Genomic DNA, 21,431 nt, shown 5'->3' on the forward strand with positions numbered 1-21,431 from the left:
CTTCCCCACGCGCCCTCTCCTCTTTTTTTTTTTTTTTTTTTTCCCCCCCCCCCCCCCCCCCCCCCCCCCCCCCCCCCCCCGGCGAGGCTGGTTCGGCCCCGGCGAGGCTGGGTTTGGCTGCGGCAAGGGTGGGTTTGGCTGCGGCAAGGCCGGGGTTGGCTGCGGGGAGGCTGGGCCTCAACAGGCGCGGCGCCACGGGTCCAGGTCGTAGCGCTTCTGCAAGGAGCTCAGGCCCAGCTCGCGCGAGCGCTCGCAGAAGCGGGCCGCCGCCAGCTCGTACTCCACGTGGAAAACGGCCTTCCCGGCCTCGATGAAGGGCGTCAGCCGCTCGCACTCGTCGTACTGCGCGCACTGCTCGTTGACCGCGAAGTCGAAGTCGCCGACGAGCTGCGGGATCTGGTCGAGGTCGTTCTTCAGACCGACCGCCAGACCCCGGTCATGGGCGAGCTTCGCGATCAGCCGGTTGTAGCGCAGCTGGTCGTCGGCGGTGAGCGGGAAGCCGGACGTGTTGCGGTAGCCGTCCATGTTGTCCGGCTCCACCGCGTCGAAGCCCTTGTCCCGGCACATGTCGAACCGCTTGGCGATCAGCGGTTCCAGCTCGGTCAGGGCCCGGATGTCCAGCCAGCGCTCGCCCTCCCAGCCGTTGCCCTTGCCGATCAGCGCCTTCGGGAACGCGTCCGCGTCCGGCCGGAAGTCCTCCCAGGCTCCGGTGGAGAGGTAGCAGATGGTCTTGCGCCCGGCCTTCTTCAGGGCGGCGACCTGCTCCTTGGTGGTGGTGAACCCGTCGACGTCGTACACCGGGGCCTTCACCGAGGTGTCGAGCCTGCCGGTGAGCTGCCACTGCCAGCCGGTACCCGGCCGGGGCTGCCAGCGCTCCCCCGGGGCCTGGTCCGGCCACGGGTACGGTCCGTCCTCACCATCGTCTCCCTGCTCCGCCGTGCAGGCGGTGAGCAGCAGCAGCGCCGCCACCAGCACGGCGGTGAACCGCTTCATCCGGCGGCCTCCAGCGCGTACGGGAGGGTGCCCCACGGGTGCGCGCCGGTCCCGGGGACCGCGCAGTGCACCCCCGCCCGGCGCTCCTGGGCGAGTTGGGCGGTGGGGGCGCCCGGCGGGACGGCGTACACGAGGTGGCAGAACCGCTGGGCGGGGTGGTCCGCGGTCCAGGGCGGGACGGCGGCCTCGTCCCGGTAGGCGTCCCAGGGACCCTCGAAAGTGACGAGGAGGTCGGCCAGTTCGGCGTAGCCGGGATGGGGGTGGACCCCGTGGTTGAGGACGAGGGTACGGGCGCCCGCCGCGCGGGCGGCGACCGCGAGCCGCCCGTAGTGCGGGAGCAGTTCCGGGTCGGCGGAGGCCTGGTCGAGGAAGGCCCCGTCGGTGGCGTACCAGTCGCGGTGGCGCAGCAGGTCCTGCACCACCGCGGCGTGCGGGCGCCGCCCGTAGTCGGTGTCGGCGTACCCGAGCACCGGTACGCCGGCCTCGCGCAGCCGCTCGGCGACGCGGGCGAACCGTTCGTCGGGGGCGGCGCCCGGTCCGCTGTCGGGGTTGAGCACCACCGAGTGCAGCCGGCCGGCGCAGTGGATGAGCCTCTCCCAGGCCTCGGGCCGGTCGGCGGGGTGCTCGTAGAGGGGCACCAGCAGCATGCGATCCATCGTCTCATCCGTCTCGTACGTCCCGTACGTCTCGTACGTCATCGGTGGGCGGTCGCGCGGCCGAGGAGCAGGCAGACCAGAGCGGCCAGCACGGCCGCGGCCGTGCCCGCCACCACCAGCTGGACCACCCGGGGCTGGCCCAGTCCGGTCAGCAGGGCCAGGCTCTGGGCGACGGCGGCCGAGGCGCAGACCACGGCCGCGGGCCGGACCGAGCCGAAGGACTGCAGGAGCAGCCCGGTCCACATCACCGCCCCGAGCAGCAGCAAGGTGGCGACCCGGACCCCGGTGAGGCCGGGGGCGCCCGGCCAGAGCAGGGTTCCGGTCAGCCCCAGGACCAGCAGGACCGCCAGGTAGACGGAGAGGCACCGGACCAGTGTGACCAGCATCCGCCGCCGGAAGGCCCCGGGCGAACGGGCCCCGCGGAGCCCGGAGAGGCTGCCGCTGCGGAACCGGTACAGCAGCCATTCGGCCGGACCCATGCTCAGGGTGAGGGCCACCGCCGATGGGGCGGCGACGGCCTCGGCGGGGCCGCCGGCGAGCACCTCGCCGAGGGCGGCGTACAGCACGAGCAGGCCGGTGCCGAGGCCGAAGACCCCGTACGGCACCGAGTCCGCGAGCCGGGGCCCGCGCGGCGCGAACTCCTCCTCGGCCCCGCGCAGCATCCGCCAGCGCACGGGGCCCTTGCCGGGCCGGCGCGCGGCCCGGCCACGGATCCGCAGCGCGGCGGCCCGTACTGCGCCGGCCAGCGGGAGCTCCCGTACGGCCAGGGTGCAGGCGGCCAGCAGGGACACCACGAGCAGGGTCACCCGCACCGGCACGGGCAGGTCGACGAAGAGCGCGAGCAGCGCCCCCACGGCCATCGGGCCGAGTGCCGCGAGCAGCACCCGCTCCCGGCCGAGGACCAGCAGGACGGTGGCGGCGCCGACGTAGAGGGCCTGTCCGGCGGCGAAGGCGGAGGAGAACGGCGGTCCGCCGGGCACGGCCAGCGCGGCGGCGGTGCCCAGCAGTGATCCGGCGGGGGCGCCGAGGAGCAGGGTCCGCCCGGCGGCGGCCCGGTCGCCGAGGCCGAGCCAGGAGTAGGCGCGGTGGGACAGGGTCTGGTCCCAGACCCAGCCGATGAGCGCCCCGGCGAGCAGGGTGAGCGTCCCGGCCGGCAGGCCGAGGCGGTCCGGCGGGCCGTCGAGGAGCGGCGCGCCGAGGAGGTAGGCCAGGCCGGGCAGGGCGAAGATCACCCCGCGCAGCAGGCACGCGGTGAGGGAGACCTTCCACGGGTCGGGGACGGCGCCCGGCTCCGGGAAGGAACGGGGCACGCGGGCGTAGAGCTCCTCGGCGAGTGCGAAGGAGTCGTGGCGGCCGTAGGCGAGCCGGATGTGCTCGTCGGTCATGCCGTCGGATTCGAGGAGCGCGGCGATCTCGTCGGGGTGGACGGCCGCGGCGATGAACACGTCGAGGCGCTCGGCGAGTTCGTCCATCGGATCGGGAGCGGGATCGGGACCGGGATCGGGACCGGGATCGGGACCGGGATCGGGACCGGGATCGGGACCGGGATCGGGACCGGGATCGGGACCGGGGCCGGGGCCTTCGCGGCGCGGTCGGGGGAGGGCGGGCAGCGTGTCGGCGAGGAGCCCGGGCGAGCCCGCCGGGTCGGGACCTACGGCGGCCGGGTACCCGGCGGAGCCGGGGCGGCCACCGGCCTCACCGATGCCACCGGCACCGGCACCGGCACCGGCAAGGCCACCGGCCCCGCCGGGGCCCGCGGGCCGCTCGGGCCACGGCGGCTTGAGCCAGAGGGATCCGCTCACCACAGGCTCCCGTCGGCGGCCAGTTCGCGGTACCAGGGGTCGGCGAGCCGCTGGGTCCACTGGTCGCCCGGGCGGACGGGCAGCACGGGCTGGCCGGCGAGGCCGCGGTAGATGTGCCGGAAGCCGTCCACGGACTGGTGGAGGGTGAACTTCTCCACCACCCGCTTGCGGGACATCCGGCCCAGCTCGGCGCGGCGTTCGTCGTCGCGGAGCAGGGCGAGGGTGGCGCGGGCCATGGTCTCCGGCTCGCGCGGCGGGACCACCAGACCGGTGTCCCCGACGGCCTCGCGCACTCCCCCGACGTCGGTGGAGACGGTGGTGCGGCCGCAGGACATCGCCTCGATGATGCTGAAGGGGAAACCCTCGCTGATGCTGGAGAGCATCACGACGGAGCCCGCCGCGTAGGCCCGGGCGACCTCCTCGATGCGGCCCTCGTACGTGATCCCGTCGGTCACCCCCAGTTCGGCGGCGAGCTTCTCCAGGCGGAGTTTGTACTCCTCGCAGCCGGCCGGGACCGGGCCGAAGAGGCGCAGTCGCAGGGCGGGCAGTTCCCCGCGCATGAACGCGTAGGCCCGGATGAGGGTTTCGAGGTCCTTGATCGGGTCGATGCGGCCGCACCAGCTGAGCGTGGGCACGTCCGGTTCGGGTCCGGCCTCGGGGAAGGCGTGCGGGTCGACGCCGTTGTAGACGGTGCGGATGCGCTCGGAGTCGGCGCCTCCGCGCTCCTCCCAGCGGCGGTTGTACTGGTTGCACGGGGTGATCAGGTCGGCCTGGCGGTAGCCCTCGGTGTTGAGCTCGCGGTAGAAGCCGAGCATGAGCGCCTTGACGGGCCAGCGCTGGCCGGCGCTGCGGTAGCCGAGGTAGCGCTCGCGCAGGTAGATGCCGTGCTCGGTGAGCAGGAAGGGCACCCCGTCGAGGTAGGTGGCGGCGAGGGCGGGGAGGGTGGCGAGGCCGCTGCTGACGGCGTGCGCGACGCTGTCGGGCGGGATCCGCACGCCGAGCGGGCGCAGCGCGTGTTCCAGCAGGTCGGTGGCGGTGAGCGCGTCGTGGATGGTGGGCGCCGCCTCGGCGGTGGGGAGGCCGGGGCGGGTCCATACGGCCATCAGCAGGCGCAGAACCGATTCGGAGCGCAGGGCCGGGGCCAGCTTTCCGGCCCGGGCCAGGACGGCCAGTTCGCGCAGGGCCGCGGAGAATCCCCCGGCTCCCGCTGGGAGGTGCCCCCTGCCCCGGGCGGGGTCGGCCGCCGGATCGAGCAGGGAGAGCAGGAAGGTCTCGTAGACCTCGGTGAAGCGGCGGTGGGCCTTGCCGCGCAGGGCGGACCGGCGGCCGCGTGACGGGGGTGGCCCCCAGAGCGGGACGGCGGTGTGCCGGTAGACGTTGCGGGGCAGTTCCCAGGTGACCGGCTCTCGTCCGGAGCCGGTCAGGGCTATGACGTTGAAGTCGACCTCCGGCATGCCTCGTACCAGTTGGTCGCACCAGGTGCTGACGCCCCCGTGGACGTGCGGATAGGTGCCTTCGGTGAGCATGGTGACGTGACGCCCATGACTCATGCGGTGTGTCCCCCCAGGACTCTTCTCATGGGGGCTCGCTCGCCTCCGGGGGCGCTGATGTCGGCTCCAGGAGGGCGTACGTCCTCGAAAACCGCTCGTTCCTCGCGGTTTTCTCCGGGCGTTCGCCCTCCTTCGCCGACGCGCGCCCTTCTGCTCGCTCGCCCGACAGGTGGTGCGGTGGCTCAGCTGGGCAGGCGGAGCGTGACGGCGCTCTGCAGCAGCTCCGGCCCGGTCCAGGCGGAGCGGGTGCCGGCGTACGCGGCGCCGAAGTCGGCGGTGCCGAGCAGCAGCTGCTTCTTGGTGCCGTTGGGGGCGGTGACCGGGGCGACCACTCCGGAGGGCGCCTTGATGGTGACGGCGGTGCCGATGCGGTAGGCGGTGACCTTGCCGTCCGCGAGCGCCTTGTCCCAGGCCGCGCGGCGGCCGAGCTCGATGCCGGTGGCCTTCATGCTCTGGTTGACGATCGGCGCGCTGGGCGCGTACAGCGCGCGGTAGGTGTCCAGCACCTGGTCGAGCACCGGGTAGAGGGTGCGGTCCTCGGCGAGGTTGGACTGGTGGACGTAGTGCGGGCGCGGGTCGTTGGCCAGCACGTGGCGCAGGGCGGTCCGGGCCTCCTGGGGGACGATGTGGTCCAGGTATCCGGTGGTGGCGTCGACCGGGGCCGGCAGACAGGTGGAGGTGGCCGGGTTGTCCTCGCAGATGCCGCTGCCGCCGTCCGCGCGGCTGGTGTAGATCCAGTTGTACTCGTCGGCCATCTCCGCGTTGGTGCCCGTGTTGTAGTACACGTTCATCGGGTGGCGCGGGACGGTCAGGGCGGCGCCGACGGCGCGCTGCGCCGGTTCGCGGGAGTTGTCGCTGCCCGCCCACTTGACGCCGTTGTCGGCGAGGGCGCCGGCCAGGTTGGGGTTGTCCTGGGGCTGCTGCGGGTCGGTCTTCAGCCCGGAGTGCTCACCGGTGACGAGCTCGGTCCGGTCGGTGACGATGCCCTTGGCGGCGGCCCAGTCGTTGTTGTCGCGGATCTGCGCGGAGATCTCCGCGCGGCTCATCCACTGGACCGCGCCCTGGGCGTTCTTCGCGCAGCTCCAGGGGATGGTGGTGGTGTCCTGGACACAGCCGAGGAACGGGTGCGTGTAGGTGTGGTTCATCCAGCGGTACTTGGCCCGGTCGGCGACGAGCTGGGCGGTGAGGGCGTCGGTGCCGCCGTTCTCGGCTTTCCACTCCTCACCGGCGCCCGCGTTGAAGAGCATGTCGAGCTTGAAGTTCTTGGACGTCTGCCACTGCGCCGCGTACTGCGCGTCGGCGGCGGTCATCCGGATGGTGCTCTCCTTGCCCTCGCCGCCGGGGCAGGCGTAGTCGCCGGGCGTGCAGTTGAGCTCCTTGTTCCAGCGGGCGTCCGGGGCGAAGACGTCGTCGACGTGGACCGCGAAGTAGTTGCGGCTCCGGCCCAGGTGGATGCCCTGGGTGAGCCACTCGACGATGCCGCGGGCCAGCAGCCGGAACTGCCGCTGGTGCTGGTTGTAGCCGAAGGTGACGACGAGCTCGCTGCGCCCGTCGTGGGCGTACTCGCCGACGAGCGAGGCCCGCCCGGAGCCGACGGGGGCGTCGAGGTAGCTGGTGTAGCCGGTGCGCGGCTTGCCGATGAAGCCGAAGCTCTCGGGGACGAGGGCGGAGTTGTCCTCGAAGGCGACCTGCCCGCCGAGGTAGCCGAAGGGCCCGGCCTTGCCGGCCGCGGTGACGGCGGCCCGGGTGCCGTCGAGCTGGCCGCTGTAGCCGCCGTTGTCGGTGTACTCCAGCCCGACGCCCGGGTGCGCCCAGGTGTAGGCGTCGACCTGGCGGATCCCGTACGCCGTCTCGTACGCGGCGAGGGCGGCCATCTCGGCCGAGCCCTCCCCGAAGGGGTTCTCGTTCGGCAGGACCACGCCCTGGTACTTGGCGCGCGGGCGGCCGTCGAGGGTGTCGCTGAGGAATGCGGCGTCGATGACCGGGCGGCTGGCGCTGCCGAGCTCGACGCGGGTGTACGGGACGCCGGTGTCCCGGAGTTCCGCCGTGAGCGCCTCGACTGAGCTGCCGCCGTCGTCGACGACGAGCACCTTCAGGTCGATCCGCGGCGCCTCGGCCGCCTGGGCGGTCGAGGCGGGCACCACCACGGACACCAGGGCCGCCGCGGCCATGACAGCGGCGACCCTGTTCATCTTGTTGACCATGTCGGCCTTCCCCCCGCAGGCACCCCTCGACTCGGCCCTTGGCGGTCGGCCGGGCCGGGGAGGCTCTGTGGAAATCATGCAAAGGAACCCCGAGTCCCCTTGCGAGAGTGGACCGAGTCTCTCGGACCTCGTCAGGTCTACGGGGCAAACCTGGAGCAGAGTCCACAGATGGGTGAACCTGATGGCCCGTCGATCGAACAACTTGACAAACCTTCGAGTGACGTACGGACGAGCCCGTGCTGACGTACGGACGAGCCCGTGCGCGTAGGCTCATTTCTCGCGACCTCCGGGCCCGAATACGATCGCCACGGATGGCCGTCCACCCACTCGGCCCACACCCACAAACGGAAGCGAGACTTCACCACCGTGACTGCTCTGACTCTCAGCACTGCCGGCGCGGCGACGCTGCGCGCCGACGTCCTCGTCGTCGGCGTGGCGAAGGGCCCCAAGGGCCCGATGGTCGCCGCGGGCGCCGAGGCCGTGGACAAGGCGTACGACGGTAAGCTCGCCGGCGTCCTCGACGCGCTCGGCGCCTCGGGCGCCGAAGGCGAGGTCACCAAGCTGCCGGCCCCGGCAGGCCTCAAGGTCCCGGTCGTGCTGGCGGTGGGGCTCGGCTCCGTCCCGGAGAAGGACGAGTCGTTCGACGAGGAGGTGCTGCGCCGCGCCGCCGGCGCCGCCGCCCGCGCGCTGCACGGCACCAAGAAGGCCGGCTTCGCCCTCCCCCTGGACGACGCCTCCGCCGTCACCGCCGTCGCCGAGGGCGCGCTGCTGGGCGCGTACGCCTTCACCGCCTACCAGGGCGGCGAGAAGAAGTCCGCGAACGGCAACAAGAACGGCGGCCCCAAGCTGCCGCTCGGCGAGGTCGCCCTGCTGGGCGCCAAGCCGCGCGACAAGGAGCACAAGGCCGCGGTCGAGCGCGCCACCGTCGTGGCGACCGAGGTCAACATCGCCCGTGACCTGGTCAACACCCCGCCGAACGACCTCACCCCCGAGGCCTTCGCCGCGGTCGCCTCCGCGACCGCGAAGGAGAACGGCATCAAGGTCCAGGTGCTGGACGAGAAGGCCCTGGTCAAGGGCGGCTACGGCGGCATCATGGGCGTCGGCAAGGGCTCCGAGAACCCGCCGCGCCTGGTGAAGCTCTCCTACACGCACCCCAAGGCGGAGAAGACCCTCGCCTTCGTCGGCAAGGGCATCACCTACGACTCCGGCGGCATCTCCCTGAAGCCGGCCGGCCACAACGAGACGATGAAGTGCGACATGGCCGGCGCCGCCGCCGTCTTCGCCGCCGTCGTCGCGGCCGCGAAGCTGGGCCTCCAGGTCAATGTCACCGGCTGGCTCGCGCTCGCCGAGAACATGCCGTCCGGCTCGGCCACCAAGCCCGGTGACGTGCTGCGCATGTACAGCGGCAAGACCGTGGAGGTCCTCAACACGGACGCCGAGGGCCGCCTGGTCCTGGGCGACGCGCTGACCAAGGCCTCCGAGGACCACCCGGACGCGATCGTCGACGTGGCCACCCTGACCGGCGCCATGGTGCTGGCCCTGGGCCACCGGATGTTCGCCGTCATGTCCAACGACGACGCCTTCCGCACCTCGATCCACGAGATCGCCGAGGAGGTCGGCGAGGCCTCGTGGCCGATGCCGCTCCCCGCGGACCTGCGCAAGGCCATGGACTCCCCCACCGCCGATATCGCCAACATGGGCGAGCGCATGGGCGGCGGCCTGGCGGCCGGCCTCTTCCTGCAGGAGTTCGTGGGCGAGGGCATCACCTGGGCCCACCTCGACATCGCCGGTCCGGCCTTCCACGAGAGCGCCCCGTACGGCTACACGCCCAAGGGCGGCACCGGATCGGCCGTGCGCACCCTGGTGCGGCTGGCCGAGCGTACGGCCACGGGCGACCTGGGCTGACGCAGCGGCTGAAGCAGCGCGTGTGACGTGACGCACCCCGGGCCCCCGTCAGGGCCCGGGGTGCGGTCGTCCCCCGACGAAACCTCGCGGAATCGTAGGTTTCTACGCAGCGGTAACCCTTACTTGGGGCAGAACCACCTTCCACAGTCCGGGCCCGGCGTCCCGCGTTCCGCCGACAAATGCGAAGATGGGTTCTCGGCAGGACAGGGCCCCCACCACAGGGCCGAAGAAACAAGCGGCCGATTACCAGCCGCCGCCCGGTCACAGAGGACCGGTGCCCGGCGCACATGCATGGAGGACGTGACGTGGCGAACGACGCCAGCACCGTTTTCGACCTAGTGATCCTCGGCGGTGGCAGTGGCGGTTACGCCGCGGCGCTGCGCGCATCCCAGCTGGGTCTGGACGTTGCCCTGATCGAGAAGAACAAGCTCGGCGGCACCTGCCTGCACAACGGCTGCATCCCCACGAAGGCTCTGCTGCACGCGGGCGAGATCGCGGACCAGGCTCGTGAAGCCGCCCAGTTCGGTGTCAAGGCCTCCTTCGAGGGGATCGACATCGCGGGTGTGCACAAGTACAAGGACGAGGTCATCTCGGGCCTTTACAAGGGCCTGCAGGGTCTGGTCGCCTCGCGCAAGGTGACGTACATCGAGGGAGAGGGCCGCCTCTCCTCCCCGACTTCCGTCGACGTGAACGGCCAGCGCATCCAGGGCCGCCACATCCTGCTGGCGACCGGCTCCGTGCCGAAGTCGCTGCCGGGCCTGAACATCGACGGCAACCGCATCATCTCCTCGGACCACGCGCTGGTCCTGGACCGGGTGCCCGAGTCCGCCATCGTGCTGGGCGGCGGCGTCATCGGCGTCGAGTTCGCCTCCGCGTGGAAGTCCTTCGGCTCCGACATCACCGTCATCGAGGGCCTCAAGCACCTCGTGCCGGTCGAGGACGAGAACAGCTCGAAGCTGCTGGAGCGCGCGTTCCGCAAGCGCGGCATCAAGTTCAACCTCGGCACCTTCTTCGACAAGGCCGAGTACACGGAGAACGGCGTCCGCGTGACGCTGGCCGACGGCAAGACCTTCGAGGCCGAGGTGCTGCTGGTCGCCGTGGGCCGCGGCCCGGTCTCGCAGGGCCTGGGCTACGAGGAGCAGGGCGTCGCGATGGACCGCGGCTACGTCCTGGTCGACGAGTACATGCAGACCAACGTGCCGACCATCTCGGCCGTCGGTGACCTCGTCCCGACCCTCCAGCTCGCGCACGTCGGCTTCGCCGAGGGCATGCTGGTCGCGGAGCGTCTGGCCGGCCTCAAGGTCGTCCCCATCGACTACGACGGTGTCCCGCGCGTCACCTACTGCCACCCCGAGGTCGCTTCCGTCGGCATCACCGAGGCCAAGGCCAAGGAGATCTACGGCGCGGACAAGGTCGTGGCCCTGAAGTACAACCTGGCGGGCAACGGCAAGAGCAAGATCCTGAAGACCGCGGGCGAGATCAAGCTCGTCCAGGTCAAGGACGGTGCCGTGGTCGGCGTCCACATGGTCGGTGACCGGATGGGCGAGCAGGTCGGCGAGGCCCAGCTGATTTACAACTGGGAGGCCCTGCCGGCCGAGGTCGCGCAGCTCATCCACGCGCACCCGACGCAGAACGAGGCGCTCGGCGAGGCCCACCTGGCCCTGGCCGGCAAGCCCCTGCACTCCCACGACTGACCGTCACGGGCGCGACGACCACTTCCGCACTTTCGTAAGGAGCAACTGAAACCATGACGGTTTCCGTAACCCTTCCGGCGCTCGGTGAGAGCGTCACAGAAGGCACCGTCACCCGTTGGCTGAAGGCCGAGGGCGAGCGCGTCGAGGCCGACGAGCCGCTGCTGGAGGTCTCCACCGACAAGGTCGACACCGAGATCCCCTCCCCCGTGGCCGGCATCCTGGCGTCCATCAAGGTCGCCGAGGACGAGACCGTCGAGGTCGGCGCCGAGCTGGCCGTCATCGACGACGGCTCCGGCGCGCCGGCCGCGGCTGCGGCTCCGGCCGCCGAGGCTCCGGCCGCCGAGGCCCCCGCCGCCGAGGCTCCGGCCGCTGCGGCTCCCGTCGCCGAGGCCCCCGCGGCTGCGGCTCCGGCTCCGGTGGCCGAGGCCCCCGCCGCTCCGGCCGCGTCCGGTACCGATGTCGTACTCCCCGCCCTGGGCGAGTCCGTCACCGAGGGCACCGTCACCCGCTGGCTGAAGCAGGTCGGCGAGGCCGTCGAGGCCGACGAGCCGCTGCTCGAGGTCTCCACCGACAAGGTCGACACCGAGATCCCCGCGCCGGTCTCCGGCACGCTGCTGGAGATCCTGGTCGGCGAGGACGAGACCGCCGAGGTCGGCGCCCGTCTGGCCGTCATCGGCGTGGCCGGTGCCGCTCCGGCCGCTCCTGCTCCGGCCGCTCCTGCTCCGGCCGCCGCCCCGGCCCCCGTGGCCGCTCCGGCTCCGGTTGCCGCTCCGGCTCCGGCCGCCCCGGCTCCGGCCGCTCCGGCCCCGGTCGCCGCCCCGGCTCCGGTTGCCGCCCCGGCCCCCGTGGCCGCTCCGGCTCCGGTCGCCCCGGCTGCTCCGGCCGCTCCCGCCGCCCCGGTTTCCGCCGGTGACGAGGGCGCGTACGTGACCCCGCTGGTGCGCAAGCTCGCGTCGGAGTCCGGCGTGAACCTGTCCACGGTCTCGGGCACCGGTGTCGGTGGCCGCATCCGCAAGCAGGACGTCCTGGCCGCCGCCGAGGCCGCCAAGGCCGCCGCTGCCGCCCCGGCTCCGGCCGCTGCCCCGGCCGCCGCCAAGGCCCCGGCCGCCGCGGTGTCCGAGCTGCGCGGTCAGACGGTCAAGATGACCCGCATGCGCAAGGTCATCGGCGACAACATGATGAAGGCGCTGCACTCGCAGGCTCAGCTCAGCTCCGTGGTCGAGGTGGACATCACCAAGATCATGAAGCTGCGCGAGAAGGCCAAGGCCTCCTTCCTGGCCCGTGAGGGCGTCAAGCTCTCGCCGATGCCGTTCTTCGTCAAGGCCGCTGCCCAGGCGCTGAAGGCCCACGCGGTCGTCAACGCCCGGATCAACGAGGACGAGGGCACCATCACCTACTTCGACTCGGAGAACATCGGCATCGCCGTGGACTCCGAGAAGGGCCTGATGACCCCGGTCATCAAGGGTGCCGGTGACCTCAACCTGGCGGGCATCTCCAAGGCGACCGCCGACCTGGCCGCCAAGGTCCGCGGCAACAAGATCACGCCGGACGAGCTGTCGGGCGCGACCTTCACCATCAGCAACACCGGCTCGCGCGGTGCCCTGTTCGACACGGTCATCGTGCCGCCGAACCAGGTCGCCATCCTGGGCATCGGTGCCACGGTGAAGCGCCCGGTGGTCATCGAGACCGCCGAGGGCACCAACATCGGCATCCGCGACATGACGTACCTGACCCTGTCCTACGACCACCGCCTGGTGGACGGCGCGGACGCGGCCCGGTACCTCTCGGCCGTCAAGGCGATCCTCGAGGCCGGCGAGTTCGAGGTCGAGCTCGGTCTCTAGCCGATCGGCTTGTTACCAGCCTCACTGTCGGCGCCCCCGTCCGGGATACTCCCGGGCGGGGGCGCCGCCGTATTGTCTACCCATCAGGCCCCGCGTGACCCTGCACACCCATCAGGAGATGAAGCCCCGATGATCACCCCACCCGTCGTGCACTCGCTGCGCGAGCAGATCCGCGAGCACATCGTGGAGGGGATCGTCAGCGGGCGCTGGAAGCCCGGCGAGCGGATCGTCGAGCGCCGGATCGCCGTGGAGCTGGAGGTCAGCCAGACCCCCGTGCGCGAGGCCCTGCGCGAGCTGGAGACGCTGCGGCTGATCGAGTCGGCGCCGAACAAGGGCGTGCGCGTACGGAACCTCTCGGCGGCGGACCTTGAGGAGATCTACCCGGTCCGGGCCGGTCTGGAGCAGATCGCGGCCGAGCTGGCCGCGCCGCGTCTGGCGGCCGACTGTACGGCGCTGGAGCCGCACGTGGCGGCGCTGTGGGAGGCCGACCGCGCCGAGGACGGCACGGCGCAGGTGCGGCACACGGTGGGCTTCCACCGGGAGATGGTGCGGGCGGCCGGGAACAGCGTGCTGCTGCACACCTGGGAAAGCCTGGGCATCGAGGTGTTCACGGCCCTGTCGATCCGCTGGCTGGGGACCGTCCAGAAGTCCTACGCGGAGGAGCACCAGGCCCTCGTCGAGGCGTTCCGCGGTCAGGATCCGGACATCGGTCTGCTGGTGAAACGGCATGTTCTGGGGTGTGCGCCGCGGGCCTGAGGAGCATCTTGTCCGGCTTTGACCGGCACCGCGTGCCCTTTTTCCTGGCACGCGGTGCCGACTTTTCATTCAATGGGCATTTCTTCGCCACTTTTATTTGATCGATCATCGATCAGCGACTTACAGTCGTCGCGGACCTCAACCAGGTCCACCGACCCTGTCCTGCCCGTCAGGGATTTTTTCACCACCTCTCCTTTGTCCGGAAGGCGGCGCACACCGATGTCCGACCCCGTAGGAAAGCTTCCGAGCGAGCTCGACCAGCTCCCGGACCGCGACACCGAGGAGACCGCCGAATGGGCGGCCTCCCTCGACGCCGTCGCCAAGGCCGCCGGTACGCGCCGCGCCGAATACCTGCTCCGCCGCACGCTCCAGCACGCCGAGGCCGCCGGTCTCGCGCTGCCGAAGCTGCTGGAGACGGACTACGTCAACACCATCCCCACCGCCGCGGAGCCCGAGTTCCCCGGTGACGAGGAGATGGAAGCCAAGATCACCGCCTGGAACCGCTGGAACGCGGCCGCCATGGTGACCCGCGGCTCCAAGTACGGCGTCGGCGGCCACATCGCCACCTTCGCCTCCGCCGCGTGGCTGTACGAGACCGGCTTCCAGCACTTCTTCCGCGGGAAGGAGGCCGACGGATCGGGCGACCAGCTCTACATCCAGGGCCACGCCTCCCCCGGCATCTACGCCCGCGCCTTCCTCGACGGGCGCGTCTCCGAGCAGCAGCTCGACAACTTCCGCCAGGAGTCCGGCGGCAACGGCCTGCCGTCCTACCCCCACCCGCGGCGCCTGCCGTGGCTGTGGGAGTTCCCGACGGTGTCCATGGGCCTCGGCCCGCTCTCCGCGATCTACCAGGCGCGCTTCAACCGCTACCTGCAGAACCGGAGCATCAAGGACACCGCCAACTCGCACGTCTGGGCGTTCCTGGGCGACGGCGAGATGGACGAGCCCGAGTCGACCGCCGCCCTGGCCCTCGCCTCCCGCGAGCAGCTCGACAACCTGACCTTCGTCATCAACTGCAACCTGCAGCGCCTCGACGGTCCGGTCCGCGCCAACTTCCGCGTGGTCCAGGAGCTGGAGGCCCAGTTCCGCGGCGCCGGCTGGAACGTCATCAAGTCGCTGTGGGGCTCCGCCTGGGACGAGCTGTTCCAGCTCGACACCACGGGCGCCCTGGTACGCCGCCTGCGCGAGGTGCCGGACGCGCAGTTCCAGACGTACGCGACCCGCGACGTGGCCTACATCCGCCAGCATTTCTTCGGCGCCAACGCCGAGCTGGTGCAGCTGGCCGGGGTGCTCTCCGACGCGAAGATCGCCGAGTGCTTCCACAGCTCCCGCGGCGGCCACGAGCCCCGCAAGGTCTACGCCGCGTACAAGGCCGCCCTGGAGCACAAGGGCGCGCCGACGGTCATCCTGGCGCAGACCGTCAAGGGCTACACGCTGGGTGCCGGGTTCGAGTCGAAGAACGCGAACCACCAGATGAAGAAGCTGACGATCGACGAGTTCAAGGACATGCGTGACCTCCTTGGCCTGCCGATCCCGGACAGCGCCTTCGCCGACGGCCAGGTCCCGTACGGCCACCCGGGCGCGAACTCCCCCGAGGTCCAGTACCTGAACGAGCGCCGCGCGGCGCTCGGCGGCCCGGCCCCGGCCCGCAAGGTCAAGCACGTGGCCCTGCCCGCCCCGGCGGAGCGCTCCTTCGCCCCGCTGCTGAAGGGCTCCGGCAAGCAGGAGATGGCCACCACCATGGCCTTCGTCCGGCTCGTCAAGGACCTGATGCGGGACAAGGAGACCGGCAAGCGCTGGGTGCCGATCGTCCCGGACGAGGCCCGTACCTTCGGTATGGAGTCCCTCTTCCCGTCGGCCGGCATCTACTCGCCGCTGGGTCAGACGTACGAGCCGGTCGACCGCGACCAGCTCATGTACTACAAGGAAGCCAAGGACGGCCAGATCCTCAACGAGGGGATCACCGAGGCCGGCGCCATGGCCGACTTCATCGCGGCCTGCACGTCGTACGCGACGCACGGCGAGCCGATGATCCCCTTCTACATCTTCTACTCGATGTTCGGCTGGCAGCGCACCGCCGACCAGATGTGGCAGCTCGCCGACCAGCTCGGCAAGGGCTTCATCGTCGGCGCCACCGCGGGCCGCACCACGCTGACCGGCGAGGGCCTGCAGCACGCGGACGGCCACTCGCACCTGATCGCGTCCACGAACCCGGCGTCGCTCAACTACGACCCGGCCTTCGCGTACGAGATCGCGGTGATCGTCAAGGACGGTCTGCGCCGGATGTACGGCGAGAAGCCGGAAGACGTCTTCTACTACCTGACGGTCTACAACGAGCCGAAGGTGCAGCCCGCGATGCCCGAGGGCGTCGAGGAAGGCATCCTGCGCGGCCTCTACCGCTTCAACACGGCGGCCGACCTGGCCGAGGCGGCCCCGGCCGCCGACGCGCCGAAGGTCCAGCTGATGGCCTCGGGCACGGCGATCCACTGGGTGCTGGAGGCGCAGCGGCTGCTCGCCGCCGACTGGAACGTGGCCGCCGACGTCTGGTCCGCCACCTCCTGGGGCGAGCTGCGGCGCGACGCGCTGGAGTGCGACGAGGCGCTGCTGCGCGGCGAGGTGCGCACCCCGTACGTGACCCGCGCGCTGGAGGGTGCCGCCGGCCCGGTCCTCGCCGTCTCCGACTGGATGCGTCAGGTCCCGGACCAGATCAGCCAGTGGGTGGAGCAGGACTACACCTCGCTGGGTACGGACGGCTTCGGTCTGTCCGACACCCGTGAGGGCGCCCGCCGCCACTTCGGTGTCGACGCCCAGTCGATCGTGGTGGCCGCGCTGGCCCAGCTCGCCCGCCGCGGCGAGGTACCGGCGTCCTCCGTCAAGGAGGCCCGGGAGCGCTACGGCCTCTGAGGCCGCGTCTGACGGAGCCGAAAGGCCGGTGTCCGACCCCCCGGGGGGTGGGACACCGGCCTTTCGTCGCATGCGAGGTGGCGGCCGGGGGGTGGACCCGTGATGCTGGAGCGGTGATGGACGAGACGGAGTTCTGGGAGATCGTGGACCGCACCCGCGAGGCCGCCGACGGCGACCCCGAGGAACAGGCCGAGCTGCTCGTGGAGCGCCTGACCCAGCTCGATCCGGACTCCGTCCTGGACTTCGCCCGGCACTTCGAGTCGCGGTACAACCGGGCGTACACCTGGGACCTGTGGGGGGCGGCCTGGGTGCTGCTCGACGGGGCGAGCGACGACGCCTTCGACTACTTCCGCTGCTGGCTGATCGGCCAGGGGCGGGAGGTCTTCGAGGGCGGGGTGCACGATCCGGACCGCCTGGCGGAGCTCCTGGAGGACTTCGACGAGGAGATCGACGGGGACGGCGAGGAGCTGGGGTACGCGGCCGACGAGGCCTACGAGCAGCTGACCGGGGCGGTGGCGCCGGATCTGGGCATCCCGCTGCAGGCGGCGGAGCCGGAGGGCACCCCGCTGGACTTCGAGAGCGAAGCCGTGCTCGCGGAGCGCTTCCCCCGGCTCTGGCAGCGTTTCAGGGGCTGAGGCCCGACTCAGTAGGACTCAGTAGTGGGTGCCGCCGTCGATGCGGATCTCCGTACCGGTGATGAAGGCGCCGTCCTCGGAGCCCAGCATGGCGACGACGCCGGCGACGCTCTGCGGGCCGGCGAAGCCCTGGCCGATGGCCGGGGCGAGCTTGGTGAAGAGGGACCAGTCGGTGTCCTCGGGCAGTCCGGGGCCGGCGCCGGTGGTCATGCCGCTCTCGATGGAGCCGGGGGCGACGGAGACGAAGCGCAGACCCTGCTTGCTGTACTCGGCGGCCAGCGCGTGGGTCATGGACTGGATGCCGCCCTTGCTGGCGGCGTAGGCGGACATGTAGGGGTGCGCGAAGGACGCCGAGGTGGAGCTGAAGTTCACGACGACCGGCCGGTCGCCCGCCAGCAGGGCCGGCAGGGACTCGCGGATCATCAGGAAGGTGCCGGTCAGGTTGACCCCGATGACCTTGTTCCAGAGGTCGAGCGTGGTCCGGTGGGTGTGCGCGGAGCGCAGGATGCCGGCGGCGTTGACGAGCACGTCGATCCCGCCGAGGGCGTCGACCGCGGCGGCCACGCCCTCCTTGACGGCGTTCTCGTCGGATATGTCGAGGAGCGCGGTGCTGAGCCGGGCCCCGTGGCCCGCGGCGGCGGCCTGGGCGGCGGTGTCCTTGAGGCCGGCCTCGCTGACGTCGACCGTGTGGACGCGGCCGCCCTCGGAGAGGATGCGGTGGACGGTGGCCCGGCCGATGCCGGAGCCGCCGCCGGTGATGAGGACGCGGCGTCCTTCGTAGCGGTTCATGGCGCGAGCGTACCCAAGGACTGGCATGCTTTGCCATGCCGACAGAGAATGCAATCGCGGGCGGGTGCGAGGGGTACGCTTCCCCTCGTGAGATCCCGTCGTCCGTACTCTCCCCAGGCCGGCCCCGGGGGCCAGTCGCTGACCGAGCGCCGCAAGGCCGCCACCCAGCTGGACATCGCCCGCGCGGCCTGCGACCTGTTCGCGGAACACGGTCCCGACGGCACCACCGCCGAGGACATCGCCCGCCGGGCGGGGGTGGCGCTGCGCACGTTCTACCGCTACTTCCGCAACAAGCAGGAGGCGGTGGCCCCGCTGCTGGCGGGCGGCGGTGACGCCTGGCGCGCGCTGCTCGCCGAGGAGGACCCCGGCACACCGCTCGCCGAGGCGCTGGAACGCGCCGTCAGCCGGTCGCTGAGCGCCCCGCAGGCGGTCGGGGAAGGCCTGGAGGTGACCCGCGGCCTGCTCCGCGCGGCGGCGGGCGACCAGGCCCTGCGCGCGGTCTGGTACTGCGTGAACCAGGACTCCGAGGAGCACCTGGTCCCGGTGCTCACCCGGCTGGCGGGCCCGGACGCGGACCCGCTGGAGGTGCGGCTGCTCGCCGCGGCGGCCACGGACGCGATCCGCGTGGCGCTGGAGCTGTGGTCGACCACGGACGCCCCGGTCTCGGGCCCCGGCTCCCCGGCGGAACTGGCGGTCCGCTGCCTGCACGACCTGACAGGCGCGATGCCCCTGCTGCGCTGAGGTCAGCGCGGCAGGGGCATCAGCCCGGGCCCGTGGTCCATGGTCGCGTCAGTGGCCGCCACCCCAGTCACCGTTGCCGCCGGAGCCGTTCCAGTCACCGTTGCCGCCGGAGCCGTTCCAGTCACCGTTGCCGCCGGAGCCGTTCCAGTCACCGTTGCCGCCGGAGCCGTTCCAGTCGCCGTTGCCCCAGTCGCCGTTACCGCCGCGACCGTTGCCCCAGTCCCAGTCACCGTTGCCACCGCGACCGTTGCCCCAGTCCCAGTCGCCGTTGCCACCGCGGCCGTTACCCCAGTCCCAGTCGCCATTGCCGCCACGACCGAAGTCGTCCCAGCTCGCGTCACGCCAGTTGCTCCAGTCGTGACGCCCGTCGCCGCCGTTGCCGCCGAATCCGCCGTCGTCCCAGCACCAGCTGGGGCGGTCCCGCCAGTCGCGGTTGCAGCACTCGTCCCAACGCCAGTCGCTCCAGCGCTCCTCCGAGCACCTCCAGGTGCCGCCGCCGGTGGTGGTGGCGGCCGAGGCGCCGCCTACCGGCATCAGGCCGATGGCGACTCCGGCGGCGCCCGCCATGGCTACCGCAACGATCCTACGGCGCATCTTCATGCACCTCCGAACATATCTCGCTTATCCGGCCTTTACGGGTCATTTCCACCCTTACCCGACCCCGGCGAGCTGTCAAAGCAGAAAGGCCTCCCGCCGCTCTCCGTGGAGTGCGGCGGGAGGCCCCCATCAGGCATTTCTTAGATGTCGAAGTACAGCTCGAACTCGTGCGGGTGCGGACGCTGCGCGATCGGGGCGATCTCGTGCGTGCGCTTGTAGTCGATCCAGGTCTCGATCAGGTCGGGCGTGAAGACACCGCCGGCCAGGAGGTACTCGTGGTCGGCCTCCAGGGCCTTGAGGACGTCCTCGAGGCTCGTCGGGACCTGCGGGACGCTCGCGTGCTCGTCGGGCGAGAGCTCGTAGAGGTCCTTGTCGATCGGCTCCATCGGCTCGATCTTGTTCTTGACACCGTCGAGGCCCGCGAGCAGCAGCGCCGCGAAGGCGAGGTACGGGTTGGACGACGGGTCCGGGGCGCGGAACTCGACGCGCTTGGCCTTCGGGTTCGAGCCCGTGATCGGGATGCGCATGGCGGCGGAGCGGTTGCGCTGCGAGTACACCATGTTGACCGGCGCCTCGAAGCCCGGGACCAGGCGGTGGTAGGAATTCACCGTCGGGTTGGTGAAGGCCAGCAGCGACGGGGCGTGCTTGAGGATGCCGCCGATGTAGTAGCGCGCAGTGTCCGAGAGACCCGCGTAGCCGGCCTCGTCGTAGAACAGCGGGTCGCCGTTCGCCCACAGCGACTGGTGCACGTGCATGCCCGAGCCGTTGTCACCGAAGATCGGCTTCGGCATGAAGGTCGCGGTCTTGCCGTTGCGCCAGGCGACGTTCTTCACGATGTACTTGAAGAGCATCAGGTCGTCGGCCGCGGCGAGCAGCGTGTTGAACTTGTAGTTGATCTCGGCCTGGCCGCCGGTGCCGACCTCGTGGTGCTGGCGCTCGACCTGGAGGCCCTGGGCGTCCAGCTCGAGGGAGATCTCGGCGCGCAGGTCGGCGAAGTGGTCGACCGGGGCGACCGGGAAGTAACCGCCCTTGTAGCGGACCTTGTAGCCGCGGTTGTTCTCCTCGGAACCGGTGTTCCAGGCGCCGGCCTCGGAGTCGATGTGGTAGAAGCCCTCGTTCGCGGACGTCGCGAAGCGCACGCTGTCGAACACGTAGAACTCGGCCTCGGGGCCGAAGTACGCGGTGTCGGCGATGCCGGTCGAGGCGAGGTACGCCTCGGCCTTCTTCGCGATGTTGCGCGGGTCACGGCTGTAGGCCTCGCCCGTGATCGGGTCGTGGATGAAGAAGTTGATGTTGAGCGTCTTGTCCTTGCGGAACGGGTCCAGACGCGCGGTGGTGATGTCGGCACGCAGAGCCATGTCGGACTCGTGGATGGCCTGGAAACCGCGGATCGAGGAACCGTCGAAGGCGAGCTCCTCCGCCGGGTCGAACGCCCGCGCCGGGATGGTGAAGTGCTGCATCACACCAGGCAGGTCGCAGAAGCGGACGTCGACGAACTTGACGTCGTTCTCCTCGATGTACTGCTTCACTTCGTCGGCGTTCTGGAACATCCAACTCCTCCTACTCCCGGTCCCGGGGGAGGGACGGGCTTTATAGCTCGTGGTGCGTCAGTGCGGTGCCGCACGCTGACCCGACCATAAGCAGACGGGATTTCTCAAGCATGACCCATTTGTTTCGCACAAGTTAACCAGGGTCCCGCCGGAGTGCTCTGCGGCGCCACGGGTACCGTGTTCGGGTGGACAACAGACAGGCAATCGGATCCTGGCTCTCCGGCCCCCGCTCGGCCGCCGAGGACATGGGCGTCGACTTCGGCTACCCGGGCCAGCGGCTCGGTCTGCCACAGCAGGGCCCCGGCTCGATCGCACGCTTCGGGCGCCGGCTCGGCGCCGTCGCCATCGACTGGATCGGCTGCCAGCTGATTGCGTACGGGCTGATCACGGGCGGCGACCTGGCCGCGACGGGCAACTGGACCCTCGGGCTCTTCGTGGCCCTGACCATCCTGACGGTCGGCACCGTGGGCTTCACTCCGGGCAAGCGGATCCTGGGCCTGCGGGTGATCTCGGAGACCGGCGGCCGCCTCGGCATCATCCGGGTGATCGTGCGCACGCTGCTGCTGGCCCTGGTCGTCCCGGCGCTGATCTGGGACCGGGACGGCCGCGGACTGCACGACCGGCTGGCGCGCGCCGTCCAGGTCCGCCTCTAGGCCGGACGCATCTAGGCCGGACGTGTGACGCGTACGACGTGCGACATACGACACGGGTACGCACAGGGGCGGGGGGGGGGGGGGGGGGGGGGGGGGGGGGGGGGGGGGGGGGGGGGGGGGGGGGGGGGGGGGGGGGGGGGGGGGGGGGGGGGGGGGGGGGG

16 protein-coding genes are annotated in these 21,431 nt (G+C 71.4%); 8 read left to right on the forward strand and 8 right to left on the reverse strand.

What is annotated here, in order from left to right:
* Positions 1 to 177: 177 nt before the first annotated feature.
* The 5 genes from ACZ4TV_RS28605 to ACZ4TV_RS28625 form a co-directional block, all read right to left on the reverse strand.
* On the reverse strand, positions 178 to 993 hold the full coding sequence (locus ACZ4TV_RS28605) for an endo alpha-1,4 polygalactosaminidase (protein WP_468137927.1): 816 nt from the start codon (positions 991 to 993) through the stop codon (positions 178 to 180).
* Positions 990 to 1,691 (reverse strand): spherulation-specific family 4 protein, encoded by a 702-nt coding sequence (locus ACZ4TV_RS28610; protein WP_468137928.1) that lies wholly within the window; start codon positions 1,689 to 1,691, stop codon positions 990 to 992. Before ACZ4TV_RS28610 ends, ACZ4TV_RS28605 begins: the two co-directional genes overlap by 4 nt.
* Positions 1,688 to 3,121 (reverse strand): hypothetical protein, encoded by a 1,434-nt coding sequence (locus ACZ4TV_RS28615; protein WP_468137957.1) that lies wholly within the window; start codon positions 3,119 to 3,121, stop codon positions 1,688 to 1,690. The genes ACZ4TV_RS28610 and ACZ4TV_RS28615 overlap by 4 nt, the downstream gene beginning before the upstream one ends.
* Positions 3,122 to 3,447: 326 nt before the next feature.
* Positions 3,448 to 5,001, reverse strand: coding sequence for a GT4 family glycosyltransferase PelF (gene pelF, locus ACZ4TV_RS28620; protein WP_468137930.1), 1,554 nt, complete (start codon positions 4,999 to 5,001; stop codon positions 3,448 to 3,450).
* 182 nt (positions 5,002 to 5,183) lie between these two features.
* Positions 5,184 to 7,205 carry a hypothetical protein gene (locus ACZ4TV_RS28625; protein WP_468137931.1) on the reverse strand — a complete coding sequence of 674 codons (2,022 nt, stop codon included), beginning with the start codon at positions 7,203 to 7,205 and terminating at the stop codon, positions 5,184 to 5,186.
* A gap of 366 nt (positions 7,206 to 7,571) precedes the next feature.
* Here ACZ4TV_RS28625 and ACZ4TV_RS28630 point away from each other — a divergent pair, with 366 nt between their 5' ends.
* The 6 genes from ACZ4TV_RS28630 (at position 7,572) to ACZ4TV_RS28655 (ending at position 16,940) form a co-directional block, all read left to right on the forward strand.
* Positions 7,572 to 9,110, forward strand: a complete 1,539-nt coding sequence (locus tag ACZ4TV_RS28630) for a leucyl aminopeptidase (RefSeq protein ID WP_468137932.1) — start codon at positions 7,572 to 7,574, stop codon at positions 9,108 to 9,110.
* 305 nt (positions 9,111 to 9,415) lie between these two features.
* Positions 9,416 to 10,804 carry a dihydrolipoyl dehydrogenase gene (lpdA, locus tag ACZ4TV_RS28635; RefSeq protein ID WP_468137933.1) on the forward strand — a complete coding sequence of 463 codons (1,389 nt, stop codon included), beginning with the start codon at positions 9,416 to 9,418 and terminating at the stop codon, positions 10,802 to 10,804.
* Positions 10,805 to 10,857: 53 nt separating this feature from the next.
* Positions 10,858 to 12,645 (forward strand): 2-oxoglutarate dehydrogenase, E2 component, dihydrolipoamide succinyltransferase, encoded by a 1,788-nt coding sequence (sucB, locus tag ACZ4TV_RS28640; protein ID WP_468137935.1) that lies wholly within the window; start codon positions 10,858 to 10,860, stop codon positions 12,643 to 12,645.
* A gap of 132 nt (positions 12,646 to 12,777) precedes the next feature.
* A complete protein-coding gene (locus ACZ4TV_RS28645; RefSeq protein WP_468137958.1) occupies positions 12,778 to 13,401 on the forward strand; it encodes a GntR family transcriptional regulator in 624 nt (207 codons plus the stop codon).
* 219 nt (positions 13,402 to 13,620) lie between these two features.
* The gene (gene aceE, locus ACZ4TV_RS28650) at positions 13,621 to 16,305 is read left to right on the forward strand and encodes a pyruvate dehydrogenase (acetyl-transferring), homodimeric type (protein WP_468137937.1); all 2,685 of its coding nucleotides are present in this window, start codon (positions 13,621 to 13,623) and stop codon (positions 16,303 to 16,305) included.
* A gap of 116 nt (positions 16,306 to 16,421) precedes the next feature.
* Positions 16,422 to 16,940, forward strand: coding sequence for a DUF4240 domain-containing protein (locus ACZ4TV_RS28655; protein WP_468137939.1), 519 nt, complete (start codon positions 16,422 to 16,424; stop codon positions 16,938 to 16,940).
* An 18-nt stretch (positions 16,941 to 16,958) separates the two neighbouring features.
* On the opposite strand, the gene ACZ4TV_RS28660 is transcribed toward ACZ4TV_RS28655, so the two are convergent.
* Positions 16,959 to 17,729 (reverse strand): SDR family NAD(P)-dependent oxidoreductase, encoded by a 771-nt coding sequence (locus ACZ4TV_RS28660; RefSeq protein ID WP_468137940.1) that lies wholly within the window; start codon positions 17,727 to 17,729, stop codon positions 16,959 to 16,961.
* Positions 17,730 to 17,816: 87 nt separating this feature from the next.
* Here ACZ4TV_RS28660 and ACZ4TV_RS28665 point away from each other — a divergent pair, with 87 nt between their 5' ends.
* A complete protein-coding gene (locus ACZ4TV_RS28665; RefSeq protein WP_468137941.1) occupies positions 17,817 to 18,470 on the forward strand; it encodes a TetR family transcriptional regulator in 654 nt (217 codons plus the stop codon).
* Positions 18,471 to 18,518: 48 nt separating this feature from the next.
* Here the strand turns inward: ACZ4TV_RS28665 and ACZ4TV_RS28670 are convergent, their stop codons facing one another.
* Both ACZ4TV_RS28670 and glnA read right to left on the reverse strand, forming a co-directional pair.
* Positions 18,519 to 19,064: a hypothetical protein gene (locus ACZ4TV_RS28670; RefSeq protein WP_468137942.1), complete on the reverse strand. Its 546-nt coding sequence runs from the start codon at positions 19,062 to 19,064 to the stop codon at positions 18,519 to 18,521.
* A 143-nt stretch (positions 19,065 to 19,207) separates the two neighbouring features.
* Positions 19,208 to 20,617, reverse strand: coding sequence for a type I glutamate--ammonia ligase (glnA, locus tag ACZ4TV_RS28675; RefSeq protein ID WP_468137944.1), 1,410 nt, complete (start codon positions 20,615 to 20,617; stop codon positions 19,208 to 19,210).
* Between the two features lie 185 nt (positions 20,618 to 20,802).
* On the opposite strand from glnA, the gene ACZ4TV_RS28680 reads away from it, so the two are divergent.
* Positions 20,803 to 21,270 carry an RDD family protein gene (locus tag ACZ4TV_RS28680; protein WP_468137946.1) on the forward strand — a complete coding sequence of 156 codons (468 nt, stop codon included), beginning with the start codon at positions 20,803 to 20,805 and terminating at the stop codon, positions 21,268 to 21,270.
* Positions 21,271 to 21,431 lie beyond the last annotated feature (161 nt).

This window comes from Streptomyces sp. NPDC028910 (assembly GCF_055564955.1).

Coding starts and splice junctions, on each gene's coding strand:
- glnA (WP_468137944.1), bottom strand. CDS start 20,617: ATGTTCCAGAACGCCGACGAAGTGAAGCAGTACATCGAGGAGAACGAC.
- aceE (WP_468137937.1), top strand. CDS start 13,621: ATGTCCGACCCCGTAGGAAAGCTTCCGAGCGAGCTCGACCAGCTCCCG.
- sucB (WP_468137935.1), top strand. CDS start 10,858: ATGACGGTTTCCGTAACCCTTCCGGCGCTCGGTGAGAGCGTCACAGAA.
- ACZ4TV_RS28610 (WP_468137928.1), bottom strand. CDS start 1,691: ATGACGTACGAGACGTACGGGACGTACGAGACGGATGAGACGATGGAT.
- ACZ4TV_RS28660 (WP_468137940.1), bottom strand. CDS start 17,729: ATGAACCGCTACGAAGGACGCCGCGTCCTCATCACCGGCGGCGGCTCC.
- ACZ4TV_RS28655 (WP_468137939.1), top strand. CDS start 16,422: ATGGACGAGACGGAGTTCTGGGAGATCGTGGACCGCACCCGCGAGGCC.
- pelF (WP_468137930.1), bottom strand. CDS start 5,001: ATGAGTCATGGGCGTCACGTCACCATGCTCACCGAAGGCACCTATCCG.
- ACZ4TV_RS28605 (WP_468137927.1), bottom strand. CDS start 993: ATGAAGCGGTTCACCGCCGTGCTGGTGGCGGCGCTGCTGCTGCTCACC.
- ACZ4TV_RS28615 (WP_468137957.1), bottom strand. CDS start 3,121: ATGGACGAACTCGCCGAGCGCCTCGACGTGTTCATCGCCGCGGCCGTC.
- ACZ4TV_RS28625 (WP_468137931.1), bottom strand. CDS start 7,205: ATGGTCAACAAGATGAACAGGGTCGCCGCTGTCATGGCCGCGGCGGCC.
- ACZ4TV_RS28670 (WP_468137942.1), bottom strand. CDS start 19,064: ATGCGCCGTAGGATCGTTGCGGTAGCCATGGCGGGCGCCGCCGGAGTC.